Source organism: Amphritea opalescens (genome assembly GCF_003957515.1).
GTDB lineage: Bacteria > Pseudomonadota > Gammaproteobacteria > Pseudomonadales > Balneatricaceae > Amphritea > Amphritea opalescens.
The window spans coordinates 183,283-200,857 of sequence record NZ_RQXW01000006.1 but is presented as its reverse complement, the minus strand read 5'-3'; the positions used below and the strand labels follow the sequence as shown (position 1 = coordinate 200,857).

Annotated in this window: 9 protein-coding genes; 6 read left to right on the top strand and 3 right to left on the bottom strand. The window is 48.8% G+C overall.

Translation table 11 applies throughout. The features are described 5' to 3' along the window. Positions 1–71: 71 nt before the first annotated feature. Positions 72–2,654, top strand: coding sequence for an EAL domain-containing protein (locus EH243_RS08835; protein ID WP_164549078.1), 2,583 nt, complete (start codon positions 72–74; stop codon positions 2,652–2,654). Between the two features lie 186 nt (positions 2,655–2,840). Here EH243_RS08835 and EH243_RS08830 read toward each other — a convergent pair whose 3' ends face one another. Next, entirely contained in the window at positions 2,841–3,311 is a 471-nt protein-coding gene (locus EH243_RS08830) for a hypothetical protein (protein WP_126158283.1), read from the bottom strand. Positions 3,312–3,392: 81 nt separating this feature from the next. After that, positions 3,393–3,881 (bottom strand): Lrp/AsnC family transcriptional regulator, encoded by a 489-nt coding sequence (locus tag EH243_RS08825; protein WP_126158282.1) that lies wholly within the window; start codon positions 3,879–3,881, stop codon positions 3,393–3,395. Between the two features lie 387 nt (positions 3,882–4,268). On the opposite strand from EH243_RS08825, the gene leuA reads away from it, so the two are divergent. Next, positions 4,269–5,927, top strand: a complete 1,659-nt coding sequence (gene leuA / locus EH243_RS08820) for a 2-isopropylmalate synthase (protein WP_126158281.1) — start codon at positions 4,269–4,271, stop codon at positions 5,925–5,927. Positions 5,928–6,381: 454 nt separating this feature from the next. Continuing rightward, a complete protein-coding gene (locus tag EH243_RS08815) occupies positions 6,382–8,010 on the top strand; it encodes an MFS transporter (protein WP_126158280.1) in 1,629 nt (542 codons plus the stop codon). Positions 8,011–8,209: 199 nt separating this feature from the next. Here the strand turns inward: EH243_RS08815 and EH243_RS08810 are convergent, their stop codons facing one another. Beyond that, on the bottom strand, positions 8,210–9,508 hold the full coding sequence (locus tag EH243_RS08810; RefSeq protein ID WP_126158279.1) for a DEAD/DEAH box helicase: 1,299 nt from the start codon (positions 9,506–9,508) through the stop codon (positions 8,210–8,212). Between the two features lie 278 nt (positions 9,509–9,786). Here EH243_RS08810 and rapA point away from each other — a divergent pair, with 278 nt between their 5' ends. The 3 genes from rapA to EH243_RS08795 all read left to right on the top strand — a co-directional run bounded on the left by rapA (position 9,787) and on the right by EH243_RS08795 (position 17,483). Beyond that, complete coding sequence (gene rapA / locus EH243_RS08805) at positions 9,787–12,660, top strand: RNA polymerase-associated protein RapA (RefSeq protein WP_126158278.1); 2,874 nt, start codon at positions 9,787–9,789, stop codon at positions 12,658–12,660. Between the two features lie 56 nt (positions 12,661–12,716). Beyond that, positions 12,717–14,045, top strand: a complete 1,329-nt coding sequence (locus EH243_RS08800) for a DEAD/DEAH box helicase (RefSeq protein ID WP_126158277.1) — start codon at positions 12,717–12,719, stop codon at positions 14,043–14,045. Between the two features lie 411 nt (positions 14,046–14,456). Continuing rightward, complete coding sequence (locus EH243_RS08795) at positions 14,457–17,483, top strand: EAL domain-containing protein (RefSeq protein ID WP_126158276.1); 3,027 nt, start codon at positions 14,457–14,459, stop codon at positions 17,481–17,483. Positions 17,484–17,575 lie beyond the last annotated feature (92 nt).

Below are 17,575 nucleotides of genomic sequence, written 5' to 3'. Positions count from 1 at the left end.
ATCTCTTATGCGCTAACATGGGGATGTTAGTCTATGATGAAAGGTTCACACCTAATAGAGTACCGCTAGTAATGAATGTCTCCAGAAAGATGAGCTGGATTGTTGTCTTAAGCTCATTAGCGGTATTACTGCCCGCCTTAATTATCTTTTATTATGCGGCTAAAAAAGAACTACTAGCCACAGAATTGGCTGAACACCGTGACTATATTCAAGTAGCCGCCGATGGTTTTGCCTCTGATTTGTCGATGTTTGCGACTAATTTGGAAAAACTTGATCTACTGATCAATCGACAATTAGTCGAGACGGGTAATAGAGATATCGCCCGATTCGATAAACGCATGGTTATTTCAGCCGACGGTGCGTGGCGCAATAACAAAGAAACCTACGACGGCAGTATCGATGCGGGGCTTTTTTTACCACCGAATTACCCTCTGACCGATGAAGCTAAGCGTTTTTATGGCCGGTTGTTCGATATTTTCGAGTCTTTCGGCGTGGCGACGCACAGTGAAAAAACCTTCAGTAATATCTGGTTTTTAGGGCATGGGCGTAGTGAGCTGATTTTTGATCAGTATTATCAAAATTTTATCTATTTGATGAGTCCCGAAACCGATTATACCGAGACCGAGTGGATGACACTGGCATCCCCTGAACTTAATCCTGAACGAAATATAAGATGGACTTCGCCTATGTTTGATCCTGTGCCGGGGTCTTGGATAGTGAGTGCTATTCATCCTTTGGATGTTGATGGGGAGTGGGTCGGTACTTTGGGGCAGGATGTACAGTTAAACCGGCTATTTAGACTGATTCAGGGGATAGGTGATCCGTTTGCGGAAGAGCAACACATATTAAGGGATAGTCAGGGAGGCTTTATTTTAGCGGGGCCCTGGCAACAGGAGCTTGAGGGGATGGCGGAACAGTTCTCCATCGATCCCAAAGAAACCGCGTTGTTAGCCTTGCTGTCCCGGCCGATGACCGATTCGGCAAGCCTAATGGGGGAGGTGACACTGCAGGGAAAGTCCTATCAGGCGATCGGTTTATCACTGCAGCCAATGGGTTGGGAATACTTACATCTGATTCCTACCGATGAGATGTTAAAGAACTTACAGAAAGTAGTTTATGTCGCGGCCCTATTTTTTCTGCTGACGGCGCTAGCGATCAGTATCGTCATTAATAGTGCTGTGCGAAAAGTGATTTCCAAACCGATTGAGCAGTTAGTGTTGCGCACGCGCCTGTTTGCCATTGGTCAGAAGCCTGAGCCTATCGCCAATTGGGGGAGCTATGAAATAACCGAGCTCGCGCTGGCGGTCGATATGATGAATGATGATTTAGAGCGAGAAACGAATCGATTGGCCTTTATGGCAACCCATGATGACTTGACCGGACTGCCTAATCGAAGCCTGCTGAATGATCGTCTTGAACAGGTGATTCAGGATACCCGGCGGTATCAAACCAAAGCGGCGGTGCTGTTTCTCGATTTAGATCAGTTTAAGATTATTAATGATTCTCTGGGCCACTCAACGGGGGATAAGTTACTCCAGATGGTCGCCGATCGTATCTCTTTTCAGCTGAGAGAAGATGATGTGGTGTCTCGCTTTGGCGGTGATGAGTTTGTGGTGGTTATCTCCGACTTCGAACATATGCTTGATCTGTCGAATATTGCGGAAAAACTATTATTTATAATCAAACAGCCTTACATGATTGACGGTTATGATCTGAGTATTACCAGCAGTATCGGCATCAGCGTTTGTCCTGAAGATTCAGATGTGGCCGAAATTCTCATTCAAAATGCGGATAGTGCGATGTATGAGTCTAAAAAGCTGGGGCGCAACGCGTTTCAGTTTCATACCAAAGATATTCGAGATCAAGTGCTACGTAAGCTGCAGCTCGAAGAGGCGTTACGTAAGGCGCTTGATGAGCAGCAGTTTGTACTTTACTACCAGCCGAAGGTGAATCTTAACACCGGCGAAATATATGGCATGGAAGCTTTGATTCGCTGGCAGCATCCTGAGATGGGGATCGTATCACCGCTTGAATTTATACCCTTAGCGGAAGAAACCGGGCTGATTATGGATATCGGAGCCTGGGTCATAGAGGAAGCCTGCTGGCAGATGAAGCAATGGTCAGGGCGGTTTCCTTGGTTACGGAGTATGGCCATTAACCTCTCCGTTAAGCAGTTTCAGCAGAAAGATTTTTGCCGACAGATCGAAGGAGTGATACGTGAGCAGAACATTGCTAGCTGTAAAATCGACTTTGAGATAACAGAAAGTATGATTATGGGGGATGTTGAAGCGGCTATTCGGATGTTAGCGCAGCTGAGAGCCTTGGGGGTATCGATCAGTATAGATGATTTTGGTACGGGGTATTCAAGTCTGAGTTATCTGAAGCATCTGCCGACAGATGCCTTGAAAATCGATCGTGCCTTTATCAACGATTTGGTGAATGACAAGAACGATCAGGCGATTACAAAATCAATTATCGCCCTAGCGAATAACTTGAATCTTAATGTCATTGCGGAAGGCATCGAAGATGCTGAACAGGCAGCGATGTTAACCGCGATGGGGTGTCGTTATGCACAGGGTTACTATTTTAGTCGTCCACTACCGGCGGCAGAGATGGCATTGTTATTAGAAAAACAGGATAACGGTGTTGTTTAAACCCTGATGTCGTTAAGCAGTGATCTTTAAGTAGAGATCTTTAAGCAGAACTCTTTAAGCAGAGATCGTTGAAGTGAAGGCGTCGGTCTTAGTGCCGTATCAGCGGTCATGGTGGTTTAGCGGTCGGCCTACCAGCAACCATTGAGCGGTTGATGGTAGGCTGAAAAACAGGTCTTGAGTCCGCTTTTAATTAAAGCCTGCTAGCAACTCTTTCCATTCCGTATGCAGAACACCTTCATCTTTCATGAGAGTGGTAAATGAGTTGCTTTGTTGGCGAATCTCGAGAAAAACCTTGTTCGCTTGTTGTAGTTTTTCTTTCAACGGTTGTTCTGACGTGAACGGGCGCATGGCGATACGGTTACCCGAATGGGTCCGGCCGTTACGGGTGTAAGCGATGGTCGGTGTCAGAGCGTAAGCTGCATTGTCGATCCACAAGGTGGCGCTGTTGATTGAATGATATTCACCGCTAACTGCTAGCTTCAATGTTTTTGGACGGTCGTGATCAATATAGAGCGCGCTGCAGATATCATACTGATTGCAGGAGAGGGGATGAATAATCTTATCTGACAGGTCATATGACAGTTGATATTCTGGCTGGTTGAAGAGGCTGCTGCAGCCAGTTAACAACGTAAGGCCGAATATAAATGCGTATTTCATGGGTGTATCCTTTCCTAGAATAGGTAACGGGTGATCGGTTCATTATAGTGGGGATTATTGTTGCTTCAATGAAAGTGATCTTTATGCCTCGATATAATTGAGCGGCACCGCGGTCGTATCAACAATCTTACGCATAATAAATGATGATTTAACGCCGGTAACCCCGTGTATGCGGGTGATTTTCCCCAACAAAATATCGTGATAACGATCCATATCCGGCACGGCGACTTTAAGTTGATAGTCCGCATCGTGCCCCGTCACCAAATAGCACTCCATGACTTCTGGAAAACCCGTGATGGTGTTTTCAAAGGTCTCAAACCGTTCTGGAATATGCTTATCCATACTGATATGTAGGATCGCCATGAGGTTGAGATCGACTGCCCGTTCGTCCAGCCGCACTACTCGCTCACGAATAATGCCGTCATCTTCTAATGCTTTGACTCGACGGGAGCAGGGCGCGGCGGTGAGGCCGACTTTTTCGGCAAGATCTTGATTGGATAGTCCGCCGTCGCGTTGTAATTCGCGCAATATTTTTAAGTCAAAATGATCAATATGATGGTTTGATTCCATGCTTGGCTCGCTTGGCGCAATTTTATGTAATGATTTAGTGTATTTTATTTATTTTAATTGCGCAATTGAGTTTATTTTTTGTTATTTAGATCGGTTATTGCGCAACAAAGGCTTTAAACTTTGCTCTATTGATCGCTGAGGTGATCAATGCTTGCTGAGAGCCACCAAAGCATGCCGTTATCAGCGGATGTGGATGACAACATCAAAAGTGTTTAATCAGGTTTAAGCGCCAGTCTACCGGACTGATTGAGGCGTACCAAAAGTATGCGAATGAGTGATGTGATCCCGCGCCTTGTTGCGCGGGACTTCAATCCAGATCAAAGATGAATGACCCATAACGATTATAAACCGATACTGCCGCTGGCAGAGACTTAGCAGGACGAGACTATGTTCGATCATCGTAAATACAAGGCATTTGAACCGATCCATTTGACTGACCGTACTTGGCCGGACAATACGCTCACACAGGCACCCGACTGGTGCAGTGTTGATCTTCGGGATGGTAATCAGGCACTTGTGAATCCGATGAGTGTTGAACAGAAAACGCGCCTGTTTGACCTGCTGGTTAAACTGGGTTTTAAAGAGATTGAGGTGGGATTTCCATCGGCCTCGAAGCCCGATTTTGATTTTGTGCGTAAATTGGTGGATGAACAGCGGATTCCCGATGATGTCACCATTCAGGTGCTGACACAGGCGCGGGAAGAGCTGATTAAGCGTACCTATGAGGCGATGGCCGGTGTTAAAAAAGCGGTTATCCATGTGTATAACTCTACCTCAACGGTGCAGCGTGAACAGGTTTTTGGTCAGTCACGAGAAGGGATCAAGGCGATTGCGGTACAGGGTGCCCAATGGGTACAGCAGTATGCCGAGCAACATCCCGATACCCAGTGGTCGTTTCAGTATTCGCCGGAAAGTTTTAGCGGTACTGAGATGGATTATGCCATAGAGGTCTGTGATGCGGTGATTGAACAGTGGCAGCCTAAGAGCGGCCGCGACATTATTATTAATTTGCCGGCAACCGTAGAGATGTCGACGCCTAACCGTTTTGCTGATCAGGTGGAATATTTCTGCCGCCATTTAGTCAATCGTCCCTATGTGCGTATTAGTTTGCATACCCATAATGATCGGGGCTGTGCCGTTGCTGCTGCCGAGCTGGGTGTATTGGCTGGGGCCGATCGTGTTGAAGGCACGTTGATGGGTAATGGTGAACGTACCGGTAATATGGATGTTATTACCATGGGCATGAACCTGTATTCTCAGGGGATTGATCCAAAACTGGATTTCTCCAATATCATGGAGATTAATGAGGTGGTAGAGAGTTGCACTGAGATTCCGGTAGGGGTGCGTCACCCTTGGGCTGGCGAATTGGTCTATACCGCTTTTTCCGGTAGCCATCAGGATGCGATTCGTAAATCAGTGAACTATCACAGCGAGCATAATAAACAGCATTGGGATGTGGCTTATCTGCCGATTGACCCTCGTGATATTGGCCGCGAATATGAAGAGATCGTGCGCATCAACTCTCAGAGTGGTAAGGGTGGTGTCGCACTGGTATTGGAGCGTGATTACGCCATTAATCTGCCGAAGTGGATGCATACTTCACTGAGCACCGTGGTGCAATCGGCCGCCGAAGAGAGCGGGGTCGAGGTATCACCGAGCAATATTAAGCGTCTGTTTGATGAACACTTTATCGCGGTGCCAACACAGTGGCAGTTGGACGACTACGATCTGCACACCGACGAGCACCATGTTAGCGCCCGTTTTCGCATAGGCGATCAGTCGTTTAACGGTGAGGGGGCCGGAGCGTTGGAGGCTTTGTGCTCGGCACTGACCACGGCGTTTCACTGCTCTATTGAAGTGGTGCAGTTTGATCAGCATGCGATCAGCGGTGGCACGGATGCTAAGGCACAGGCGTCGATCGCCGTTAAGATCAATGGTGAAGCCTATTTTGCGGTTGCGGTGGCCGGCGATACATCGGCGGCAACCTTGCAAGCGATGTTAACGGCCTTTAGTCGTACCGGTCTTGAAGCGGTGCAAGCCGCTTGAGGTGATGTTCGCTCTCGTTTGATTGCAAAGCCTGGCGGTGATCGTCAGGCTTTGTTGTATTAGCCGTATGCTCGGCGGCAACGGTCGATTATTTGAGTACTATTTGCCGATGCTGCTGTTATCCTTTCCCCGCTATACTCCTCTCATTTTGCCGCTTTTTTTACTTTTTCAGCCAATCTGAACCCTTGTTGTGTTTTTCCACTTCACCGACCCCCGAATTCTTTGATAGGGTAGATACAGATTTTAACGCTGCCGAAGGCTTCGCCTATGTTGGCGTCAGTTCAAATTCAGTTCAAATTAGGTAGGCTGGATTTAAGGCTAAGTTTTAATAGTAAGCTCTAATAGTAAGTTCTAATAGTAAGTTTTAAGACTGAGCTTATCGGTAGTGGATTGATTTTAGTGGAGCCACCGTAGCTCTTTTCGGATGGTTGGATGATATGGGGTTAATAGGGTAATGCAAACCAATATTTTGCTTCGGATTCAACCGATTCTCTTTTCTATTTTTGCGGTAGCGGTGAGTCATAATCTATTCTTTGTGATGTTACCCATCCGGCTTAAAGAGGGAGGCTTTGCATCGTCCGATATCGGTATGGCGATGAGTATGTTTGCCGTTGGAGCCATTATGGCGGGCATCTTTGGCTCACGGGCGGTGCTGAGAGCGGGGCATATTCGGGCGTTTTCCTCAATGGCGGCGATGTTAGCGATAGTGTCGGTGTGTCACAGTTATTTTCTTAATATCTGGGTTACCGGTGCTTTACGGATGGTGGCCGGATTTTGTTTTGTCACAAGCTTTATCACATTGGAAAGTTGGCTAAATGTCCTCAGCGATAAACGCAACCGAGGAACGGTGTTTAGTACCTATCAGATCTGTTTTGCCATTGGCTTTGGTTCAGCGCCTTTTCTGTTTAGTCTCTCCAGTGAACACGACCCCCGCCTGTTTGGTTTGATCGGCGTATTTCTCTGTATTTCATTGATTATTATGTCAATGAGTCGCTTACCTTTGCCCGAGTTACCGAGTCGGCCCCGAGCAATGTCGCCAAAACGCTTATGGCGCTATTCGCCATCGGGTACCCTGTCCTGTTTTTGTGCCGGATTAATCAGTGCGGCGAGTGTCTCATTGATCTCGCTTTACGCCTACGATCACGGCATTACCGGTATCTGGCTATCATTGGTATTGGGTTCTTATCAGCTAGGGGGGTTGCTGACGCAGTATCCCGTCGGCTGGTTGGCGGACCGCTATGATAAGCGTTTGGTCGCCGCGGGCTTAATGGTGATGGGCGTGGTGAGTAATTTACTGATTATTGCCGAAAATTTTGTCGCGATGCCGATCGAAATACTGGTGGTACTCTTTTTGATCTCCGGCGGCTCGGGGGTAGCGCTCTTTCCGTTGGCCGTGACTCAGGTGTTTGATCATATCGATCTTAAAGAGGCGATGTCAGCCACCAGTACCATGCAGATTTTATTGGGCTGTGGCGGTGTGTTGGGCCCCATCATTGCGGGGTTCTTAATGACAGAGTTCGACAGCATTTGGCTGTACTACTATCTCGTAGGGGTGCACCTGTTAGTGGGTGTGTTCTTGATTGTGCGTAAGCTCTATGTGCGAACAGAAACCCTCGAGAGTCATTCAAAATATCAGATCAGTATGCAGAACTCGGTTGGTACCTCGGTGCTTGAACCGCAACTCAATTATAACCTCGCTGAAATCGGTGATCCGGAACTTAAGTTGCTGCTGGTGGCCTTGGGGCAGCAGCCTAGAGATCCCGGCATTCTTATTAGTACCGCGTTGGAAGGCTCTTCCTTGAAACCGCAAGACGTAGCGATTCATATGGTGTTGGCCTTACCGAAGCGCTCCGGTGAACTGATCACCATCTTAGTGCAGCTGTTTCCGGATGATCGGTTGGCGATCGCCTATTCATTGCGTGATCTCTTTGTGCTGCGTAAAGAGCGGATCAATGCGATGCTGCTAGATGCGCTGGTCGATGGTGCCGATGACCTTGAACGTACCGAAATCGATTCGATGATGGCGCATATTATTCGCGAGCAGGATGAAGAGGATGATCAGGTGGCCGCTGCGGCAAGCTAAGTGGTGGGGCAGAGTGACAAAGCGGTTAATCTATTGGCCTCTGGTATCCGTGAGTCAAAGAGCACCAGATAGACAAAAGCCACCGTCGGGTGGCTTTTTCATGCAGGAATTGTTCACTGTTAAGGCTTAAGTGACTTAAGACTCAAATGGCTTAAGACTTATGTGGTTTAAGCCTTAAGAGGTTTAAGTCTTATGTGGTTTAAGACTTAGGCTTTTTCGGCCCGCGCCCAACCCGTTTCTTCGGTGATTTCTTCTGCGAAGCGGCTTTTTTAGCAGCGGCTTTAGCCACCGCTTTTTTGTTCTTCACTTTAGGCTTTTTCGGTTTGGCTTTGCCGCTACCTTTGCCGGGCTCAGGGTTTTTCGGTGCCAAGCCGGGGAAGGTTGCGCGGGTTATCTGATCGCCGATGAAACGCTCGATCTTGCCAAGTGTTGCCCAGTCGAGTGGTTCTACAATCGACCAGACGGTGCCTTTAGCGCCATCGCGACCGGAGCGTCCGGCGCGGTGAACATAGCTGTCGGCTTTCATCGGTAGATAGAGGTTGATCACATGGGTGAGATCGGGCAGATCTAGGCCACGGCCAACCACATCGGTGGCGATGATCAGCTTGATCCGGCCGCGACGCATCTCTTTGATGCGTTGGTTACGTTCGCTCTGACGCATATCACCATGCAACCCGTAGCAGAGTATTCCCGCATTACGGATAATGGTCACCCACTGTTCAACCTGTTTGCGGCTGTTAACAAAGATGATGCCTTGCTTCAGTTCTGGCTGATGAACCAGTGCCTTCAGCAGGTATTCTTTATGTTTTTCGTTATCGGCTCGGTAGACCGTTTGTTCGATATTGGTCGGGATTTGCCGAGGTTGTTCAACCGCGACTATCTGGGAGTCTTCATTGAGCAGATCGGCGGCGAACTGTTGAATCTTTTCACCCTCGAGGGTGGCCGAGAACATCAGGGTTTGACGTTCAAGAGGCAGAACATCGGCAATCTGTTTGATATCGTGGATAAAGCCTAGATCTAACATCCGGTCGGCTTCATCGATGATCAACATATCGACCAACGAGAGATCTAGCCATTCTTGAGCATTAAGCTCTAGAAGGCGCCCGGGAGTGGCGACCATGATATCGATCGGTTCAGCCAGCATCCCTTTTTGCATACCAAAGGGTACGCCACCGACAATCAGGCAGCTTTTGATACGGTTGGTTTGGGTTTGTAGCTGAATCACCTGATAGATCTGTTTTGCCAGCTCTCGAGTCGGAGCCAGAATCAATATCTGTGGCGCACTGCTGCGATCCTGATCACAATCGAACACTTTCTGTAGTGCTGGCAACACAAAGGCAAGGGTTTTACCTGTTCCTGTGGGGGCAGAGGCCAACAGATCGAAGCCTTCCAATGCGACAGGGATCGCCTGTTGCTGAATTGGACGGGGGCTGAGGAAGTTGTTGTCAGCCAGTGGACCCAGAATTTCAAGATCCAGGTTTAGGTCGATAAAGAACATCGAAGAGTACTCACAGATTTAAAGGCGCAAGCATACCTTATTTTTGTCAATTCTGATATTTGGCAGCATGGTGAATAGTGCCTTTATGGGGACTATTTAACGAATATTTTCCTATATTGGCCAGTGATTGAGATTGCGCCTTGAGGTAGGCCTCCACAACGCCTATCATTCCGCGCTGACCGGTTAAAAATGGCCATGGTTGTGAAATAGGTATTTATATTTCCACTAGCGTCGTTTACGGGTGTCGTTTCTATCGTTTTCTGTTTGAGAGCTGTCTTTTGTCTGAATTTATTCCCGGCCAACGCTGGATCAGTAATACCGAATCAAATCTGGGGCTGGGGTTGGTAACCAGCGTATCGAATCGTCGTGTTGAAATGTTGTTTCCTGCGGTTGAAGAGGAACGCACCTATGCGGTTGATAATGCACCGCTGAGTCGCGTGGTCTATCCGGTTGGTGAGAAAGTACGTAATGCCGCGGGTATTAACGTCACGATTACCGCCCAGCAGGAACTGAATGGCTATATGGTCTATCAGGCCGAAGATGCGCAGGGTGAAGTGCTGGTGCTAGAAGAGCGCGATCTCGATAGTGCGGTACACTTCAGTAAACCCCACGATCGTCTCTTTGCTGGACAGGTTGATAAGCTGTCGCAGTTTAGGCTGCGGGTTGAGACCCTTAAAAATCAGTTTAATCACCTGCAATCAGAAAGCTACGGTTTGCTGGGCCCACGGGTGCAGCTTTTACCCCATCAGCTCTATATTGCCCATCAGGTAGCGCAGCGGTTTGCCCCTAGGGTATTGCTGGCCGATGAAGTGGGGCTGGGTAAAACCATTGAAGCGGGATTGATCCTGCATCAGCAGTTGATCAGTGGTAAGGCCTCCCGTGCCTTGATTGTGGTGCCTGACAGCTTAGTGCATCAATGGCTGATCGAGATGCTTCGCCGCTTTAACCTGCGTTTCACGATTCTCGATGAGCTACGTTGTGAAGCGTTAGAACTGTCCGATGAGGGTGTTAATCCCTTCGATACGGCTCAGTTGGTGTTATGTAATCTATCCTTCCTTAAATCGAGCCCCGATCGCTTAGTACAAGCATTGGATGCCGGCTGGGATATGCTGGTGGTGGATGAAGCCCATCATCTGGTGTGGTCAGAAGAGCTATCTAGCCCAGAATATATCTGTATCGAAGCGCTGGCCCGTGAGGTCAAAGGATTATTGCTGCTGACGGCAACCCCCGAACAGCTGGGTGTTGATAGTCACTTTGCTCGGCTGCGTCTGCTCGATCCGGATCGTTACTACAGTCTCGAGCAGTTCCGTGCAGAAGAGGAGAGCTATCAGCCGGTGAGCAAGCTGGTGGCACAACTATTGGCCGAAGATGCCCGAGAACAATTGAAGGATGCGCCGGAAGTCTTTGCACAGTTGCGGCATTATCTGGGTGATGAGATTGTTCAGCAGTTGCAGGATGAACTGTATAACGATTCTCTCGATCAGGCTATTCAAGATGCGGTGGCTAGTCTGCTGGATCAGCATGGCACGGGCCGAGTCCTGTTCCGGAACACCCGTGATGGGGTTAGTGGTTTCCCTAAACGGATTCTGCACAGCTATCCACTGTCCGAGCCGGATTTCTATCTGGAAAGCGAGCGTCAGTTGATGGCGCAAGCGGATCTGGAAGAGCGACTGCATCCCGAACTGATATTGGCCGATCGCTGGCTCGAAGCCGACCCTCGAGTGCAGTGGCTGGTGGATTGGTTAAAAGAGAACCGAGACCAGAAAGCATTGGTTATCTGTGCCTATGCGAATACGGCTAAATCGCTGGAAGCGCATCTGCGGTTATATGAAGGGATTCGCTCATCGGTCTTCCATGAAGGCATGAGTCTGGTTAACCGCGACCGTGCGGCGGCCTATTTCGCCGATGAAGATGAAAGCGCTCAGGTGTTGATCTGTTCCGAAATTGGTAGTGAAGGGCGTAACTTCCAGTTTGCTAGCCATCTGGTATTGTTTGATCTGCCACTCAACCCTGATCTGTTAGAGCAGCGTATTGGTCGTCTGGACCGGATTGGCCAGCGTAACGATGTGCAGATCCATGTACCGCACTATGAATTCAGTGCTCAATCGACCTTGTTGGATTGGTTCCACCGTGGCTTAAACTGTTTCGAGCGTGCCTGTCCGGTAGGGCAAGTATTATTCGATCAATTCCTTGAACAGCTGATTCCCGCACTGTTTGATGAATACGATGAAACAAATATCGAAACGTTAATCGCCAGTACCCGTTTAGAAGCCGATCGTCTGTTAGAACAGTTGCAGCAGGGCCGGGATCAATTGTTAGAACTGAACTCCTGCCATCCGGAAAAAGCCCAAGCGATTGCCGAAAGTATGGAAGTCACCGGCAATAGCATTGAGCTGAGCCGTTATATGGAACGGATGTTCGATCAGTTTGGCGTCGAGCAACAGGTACACAGTAGTCAGAGTATTATCCTGAGTCCGGGCGAGCATATGCACTATGAAAGCCTGCCGGGGTTACCTGAAGATGGAATGACCGCGACCTATAGCCGTGCTTTGGCGCTAGGACGGGAAGATATCCAGTTTATGACCTGGGAGCACCCGCTGGTGCTAGGCACGATGGATATCGTGGTCAATGGTGATTTTGGTAATACGGCGGTTTGCTCGATCAAACTGCCACCGTTGAAGCCCGGTACGCTGTTGCTAGAAGCGATCTATACCTTGCACTGCGCCGCGCCAAAACCGCTACAGGTGCAGCGTTATCTGCCGCAGACTCTGAGTCGGATTGTGGTCGATACCAATGGTACGGACCTCAGCGCTATCTTAACTGAAGCACATATCAATAATCTGGCCGAGCGAGTCGGGCGGCGTCAGGCGGTTGAAATTGTGAAGCATACACGGCCTGATATCGATAAGATGGTGAAGCGGGTAGAGGGTATTTCTGAAACCCAGTTGCCGGCGATGTTGCTTGAGGCGAAGCAGAATGTTGAGAAACTCCTCGGTGCAGAACAGGAACGCCTGACTGCACTGGCGGCGGTGAATCCTAATATTCGGCAGGAAGAGATCGATTATCTGGCCGAGAACCGTGCGGCATTAGAGCATCATCTGGAGAGTGCTTCACTGAAGCTTGATGCAATCCGTGTGATTGTTGCCACTTGATGTCTGCTAATATTGCTAACGATATGCAGATGAATTTAGCCTAACCGGAGCAGACTTTGTCCAACGCTGAAAACTTTACCGATCTGGGGCTTGATCCTCGGCTCAGCACTATTCTTGATCATCAGGGGATCTCCGAGCCCACTGAAATTCAGGCGCGAGCAGTACCGACGGCGATTACGGGGCATGATCTAATCGCCTCATCGAAAACCGGCTCTGGAAAAACGCTGGCTTACCTGTTGCCGACGATGCAGCGGTTGATGCGGCAGAAAGCGCTGAGTAAAAAGGATCCTCGGGCGCTGGTTCTGGCGCCCACGCGCGAACTGGCGAAACAGGTTTATGCTCAGTTACGCAGCCTGATCAGCGGTACGCCCTATAAAGCGGCGTTGGTGCTAGGTGGTGAGAACTTCAACGATCAGGCTAAAGCCTTAGCGAAAAATCCCCATGTGGTGGTGGCGACTCCCGGTCGCTTGGTGAACCATCTGGATGAACGGTCGCTGTTTTTGGATGGTTTAGAACTGTTGATTTTGGATGAAGCCGATCGGATGCTCGATCTAGGGTTCACCGAACAGCTCAATCGGATCAACCAAACCGCTAGCCATCGTCTCAGACAGACGCTGATGTTTTCCGCCACGCTGGAACACGCGGCAGTGAATAGCATGGCTAAAACCTTGCTGAAAGCGCCTAAGCGGATCGCAATCGGTGCGGCGAATGCTGAACATGCGGATATTGAAAAGCGCTTTTATCTCGCGGATCACCTCGATCATAAGCAGGCCTTGCTTGAACGTATTCTCGAGACTGAAACCTATCAGCAGGTGATTATCTTCACCGCAACCCGCACAGATACTGAGCGCTTGTCGCAGTTGCTGTCGGCAAAAGGGTTGAAAACGGCTGCTTTGAGCGGCGATATGAGCCAGTCTGATCGCAATAAGATTATGGACAGCTTCAGCCGAGGGCAGCAACAGGTGCTAATTACCACCGATGTGGCATCCCGTGGGCTCGATCTGTTACAGGTCTCCTTGGTGATTAACTTTGATATGCCTAAACAGGCTGAAGAGTATGTTCATCGAATCGGCCGTACGGGCAGAGCCGGCGCGAAAGGGGTAGCTGTCTCATTGGTGGGGCCGAAAGATTGGGATGCATTTCGACGGGTTGAGAGCTTTCTGCAGCAGTCGGTTAATTTCAGTGAACTGGATGGCCTGAAAGGTAAGTTTAAGGGCATTAAAGATGCGCCTGCTGCTAAGCCTAAGTCTGAGAAAGTGGTGACTGAACGTCGTCCTAAGCGGGTGGTTAAAGCGCCTCAGGATCGTAAAAATCGCCGTCAGGCGAATCGAGAGATTGTTTCTGACGACGGTATGGCACCGTTGAAAAAGAAAAAAACGGATTAACGCCTTGTCGCATCATAAAAACCAGCCATGTGCTGGTTTTTTTGTTTTGATTTCAGGTAGTTGGTTGTTATCGCTTAGTGATGAGCCGGTACCTTATTAACCTTGACCTCTCAAAGTGATGACTGATCGCTTTGTAATACATGAGACCCCCTGTTAAAACTAGAGTACCGACTCTGTTAAGCCTAAACGTTTAACTCGGCTGAGATGTCTGCGATTAATGAAAAATTAACGGTGTGATGGCTCATTTTATGCAAAATAGATCTATGCTTAACGGTATTGGCCTAAATCTTAAACGCACACTCTTAATCTAGCGTATGGGTTGGGTGAAAGAACATAAAGTATGATCATGTGATCGGCTTAATCACTCGTCTAGGAATACAGGTTGAATCGTCTTTGCTGTTGGAGAATTGGATGCTCAGAATAGCCCCGTGGCTAGCCCTTGTAATGAGCTTTGTTTGCAGTGCTTTTGCATCTGTGTCTGTCTATGCCGATGACGCACTAGCAGAGACCTCTGCTGCTTGGCAGGAACAGCATCTTTCGTCAGATGAGATCGCTTGGCTGGCGCAGCATCCTGTTCTTAAGTTGGGAATTGATTCTAAGTTCGCCCCTTACGAGTGGATAGATAGTGAGGGCGTTTATACAGGGATTGCCGCCGATTACTTCCATTTGCTGGAACAGCGCTTGGGGGTTTCTTTTGAGCCTGTCACTGACAAAACCTCATGGAGCGCCGTGCTTAACGCCGCTCGTGATGGTGAATATGACCTCATTTCCTGCTTAGTTAAAACCGATGAGCGGGAGGTATATTTAGAATTTAGCCAATCTTATCTTGCTAGTACCGCGGTGATTGTGAGCCAACAAGGCCCCTATGTTGGCACCTTGGATAAACTCAAGGGAAAAACCGTTGCTATTCACAAAGGGCATTTTACCGATGAGCTTTTACGTCGCGATTATCCGGGCATCAATATCATCAATACGGCCGATATAGGCTCTGCATTACACCTGGTGTCCGAGGGGCAAGCCGATGCGTTTGTCGGCGATGCGACGGCGGCGAGTTATGTGATGAAAAAGGAATCGATTCTTAATCTTAGTTTTTCGGGACATACCGATTATAAGAGTGATTATCGTATCGGTGTTTATCGGGAGAATACACTACTGACAGGCATTATTCAGAAAGCGCTGGATGATATTTCTGAAAGTGAGCGTAATCAAATCCTGGATCACTGGAGTGGTTTGGAGTTTCCTCAAAGTATCGCACTGGCTAAGATCGTTAAGATTAGCGTGGTGATTACGCTGATCTTGTTGTTTTTTATCTATTGGAATTTTCGCTTACGCCGCTCAGAGGAGGCTTATCGTCGCAGTGAACAGCGGTTTAAAAACCTAGTCGAGTCCTCCGATGGTATGGTTTGGGAGGTCGATTACCATACCAATAACATTATCTATATGAGCGAAAACGCGGTCAGGATTCTGGGCTACCCGATCGACAGTTGGTTGCAGCCAGGCTTTTGGCCAGACCATATCCATCCCGATGATCGTAATAGAGTGGTTAATTATGCCACTAAAGAAGCGGCCGCGATGCGAGATTACCTGTCTGAGTACCGTTTTTTAACGGTCAACGGTGATGCGGTTTGGATTCGGGATATGGTTAGGGTGGTCACCGAAAAAGGCAAACCCCGTTGGTTGCGTGGGTTAATGCTGGATATCACCGACCAGAAAAAGGCCGAGCTGCTGATGCAGGAAAGTGAATCTCGGTTCCGTGAATTGATTGAAAGTCTGCCGGCGATTGCGGTGCAGGGCTACGATGAAGAGCGTCGCGTGATCTATTGGAACGACGCCAGTGAAACCCTCTATGGTTATACCCGTGAGGATGTACAGGGGCGGCGTTTAGAAGATCTTATTATTCCCGGGCAGATGCGCGAAGGGCTCATTGAATTTCATCGGGCTTGGTTGGACGAGGGGGTGCCTATTCCTGCTGCGGAGTTGGAGTTGCAACGGAAAGATGGTTCGATGGTGCCGGTTTTCTCTAGTCATGTGATGCTGACAGCGGCTGATGGCAGTCAGAATATGTATTGTATCGATGTTAACCTGATAGAGCAGAAGCAGGCCCGTGCGGAATTAACCCAGATGGCGCACTATGATCCTCTGACGCTGCTGCCGAACCGGCGCACCTTTACGGATCGTTTGCAGCAGATGATGCAAAGCTCCAAACGTGAGGGTGAACAGGTGGCGGTGATGATGATCGATCTCGACCGCTTCAAAGAGGTGAATGATACCCTCGGTCATGATTATGGTGATTTGCTGCTTAAAGAAGCGGCGAATCGTTTAACCGCCTGTATTCGAGAATCCGATACGGTTGCCCGTTTAGGGGGCGATGAGTTTCTTGTGATTCTGGGCCATATCAGCGATATAGCCGTGATTGAGCGGGTGGCGAGAACCATATTAAAACAGTTAAGCGATCCTTATGAGTTAAATGATCATATCGCCTTTGTGTCAGCGAGTATCGGTATTACGCTGTATCCGGTGGATGCGATGTCGCTTGAAATGCTGATGAAAAATGCAGATCAGGCGATGTATGCCGCTAAAGCTGAGGGGCGTAACCGGTTCCATTACTTTACCCCTGAAATGGAGGCGGCGGCTCAACGGCGTAGGCGAATGCTGAATGAACTGCGCGAGGCGATCAAACTGCAGCAGTTTGAAGTCTATTATCAGCCGATTATTGACCTGAGTACGGGCAAGATTGTTAAAGCGGAAGCGTTATTACGCTGGAATCACCCTAAGGGGCAGGTGCCGCCGCTGGATTTTATCCCTTTAGCCGAAGAAACCGGTTTAATTGTTGATATTGGTAACTGGGTGTTTGCCGAAGTGGTGCGTCAGGTATCCGTTTGGAAGGGATATTTTGATACCGATTTACAGGTGGGTATTAACACCTCACCGGCTCAGTATCTGGATGAAAACTTCTGCGAACCGGATTGGTTTGGCAATATTATGGGTAACGGTTTAGCGAGCGGTCTGAATCCGGCAAACCTGTGTATCGAGATTACCGAGAGCCTGTTAATGGAGGCTGGCAGTAGTATCACCGATAAGTTGCTACAGTTTCGGGATCATGGCATCGAGGTGGCGTTGGATGACTTTGGTACCGGTTATTCGTCGCTCTCCTACCTGAAACAGTTTGATATTGATTACCTTAAGATTGATCAAAGTTTTGTATCGAACTTATCTCCGGCCTCTCAAGATCTCGTGCTCTGCGAAGCGATCATTGTGATGGCGCACAAGCTGGGTATTAGAGTGATCGCCGAGGGCGTGGAAACCGAAGAGCAGCGACAGCTATTAACCGCGATTGAGTGTGATTACTGTCAAGGGTATCTGTTTGGTCGACCAATGCCTGCTAAGGAGTTCTCCGACCAGTGGTTGATACCGAGTCACCTAATAGACCAAGACTGATGCCTCTTGTGAGTGAGACCGATCAGTGTGTTTGGCAGGCTTTAACCAAAAAAGCCAGCCTTGTTAGGGGCTGGCTTCGAGGTTAAGCTCTG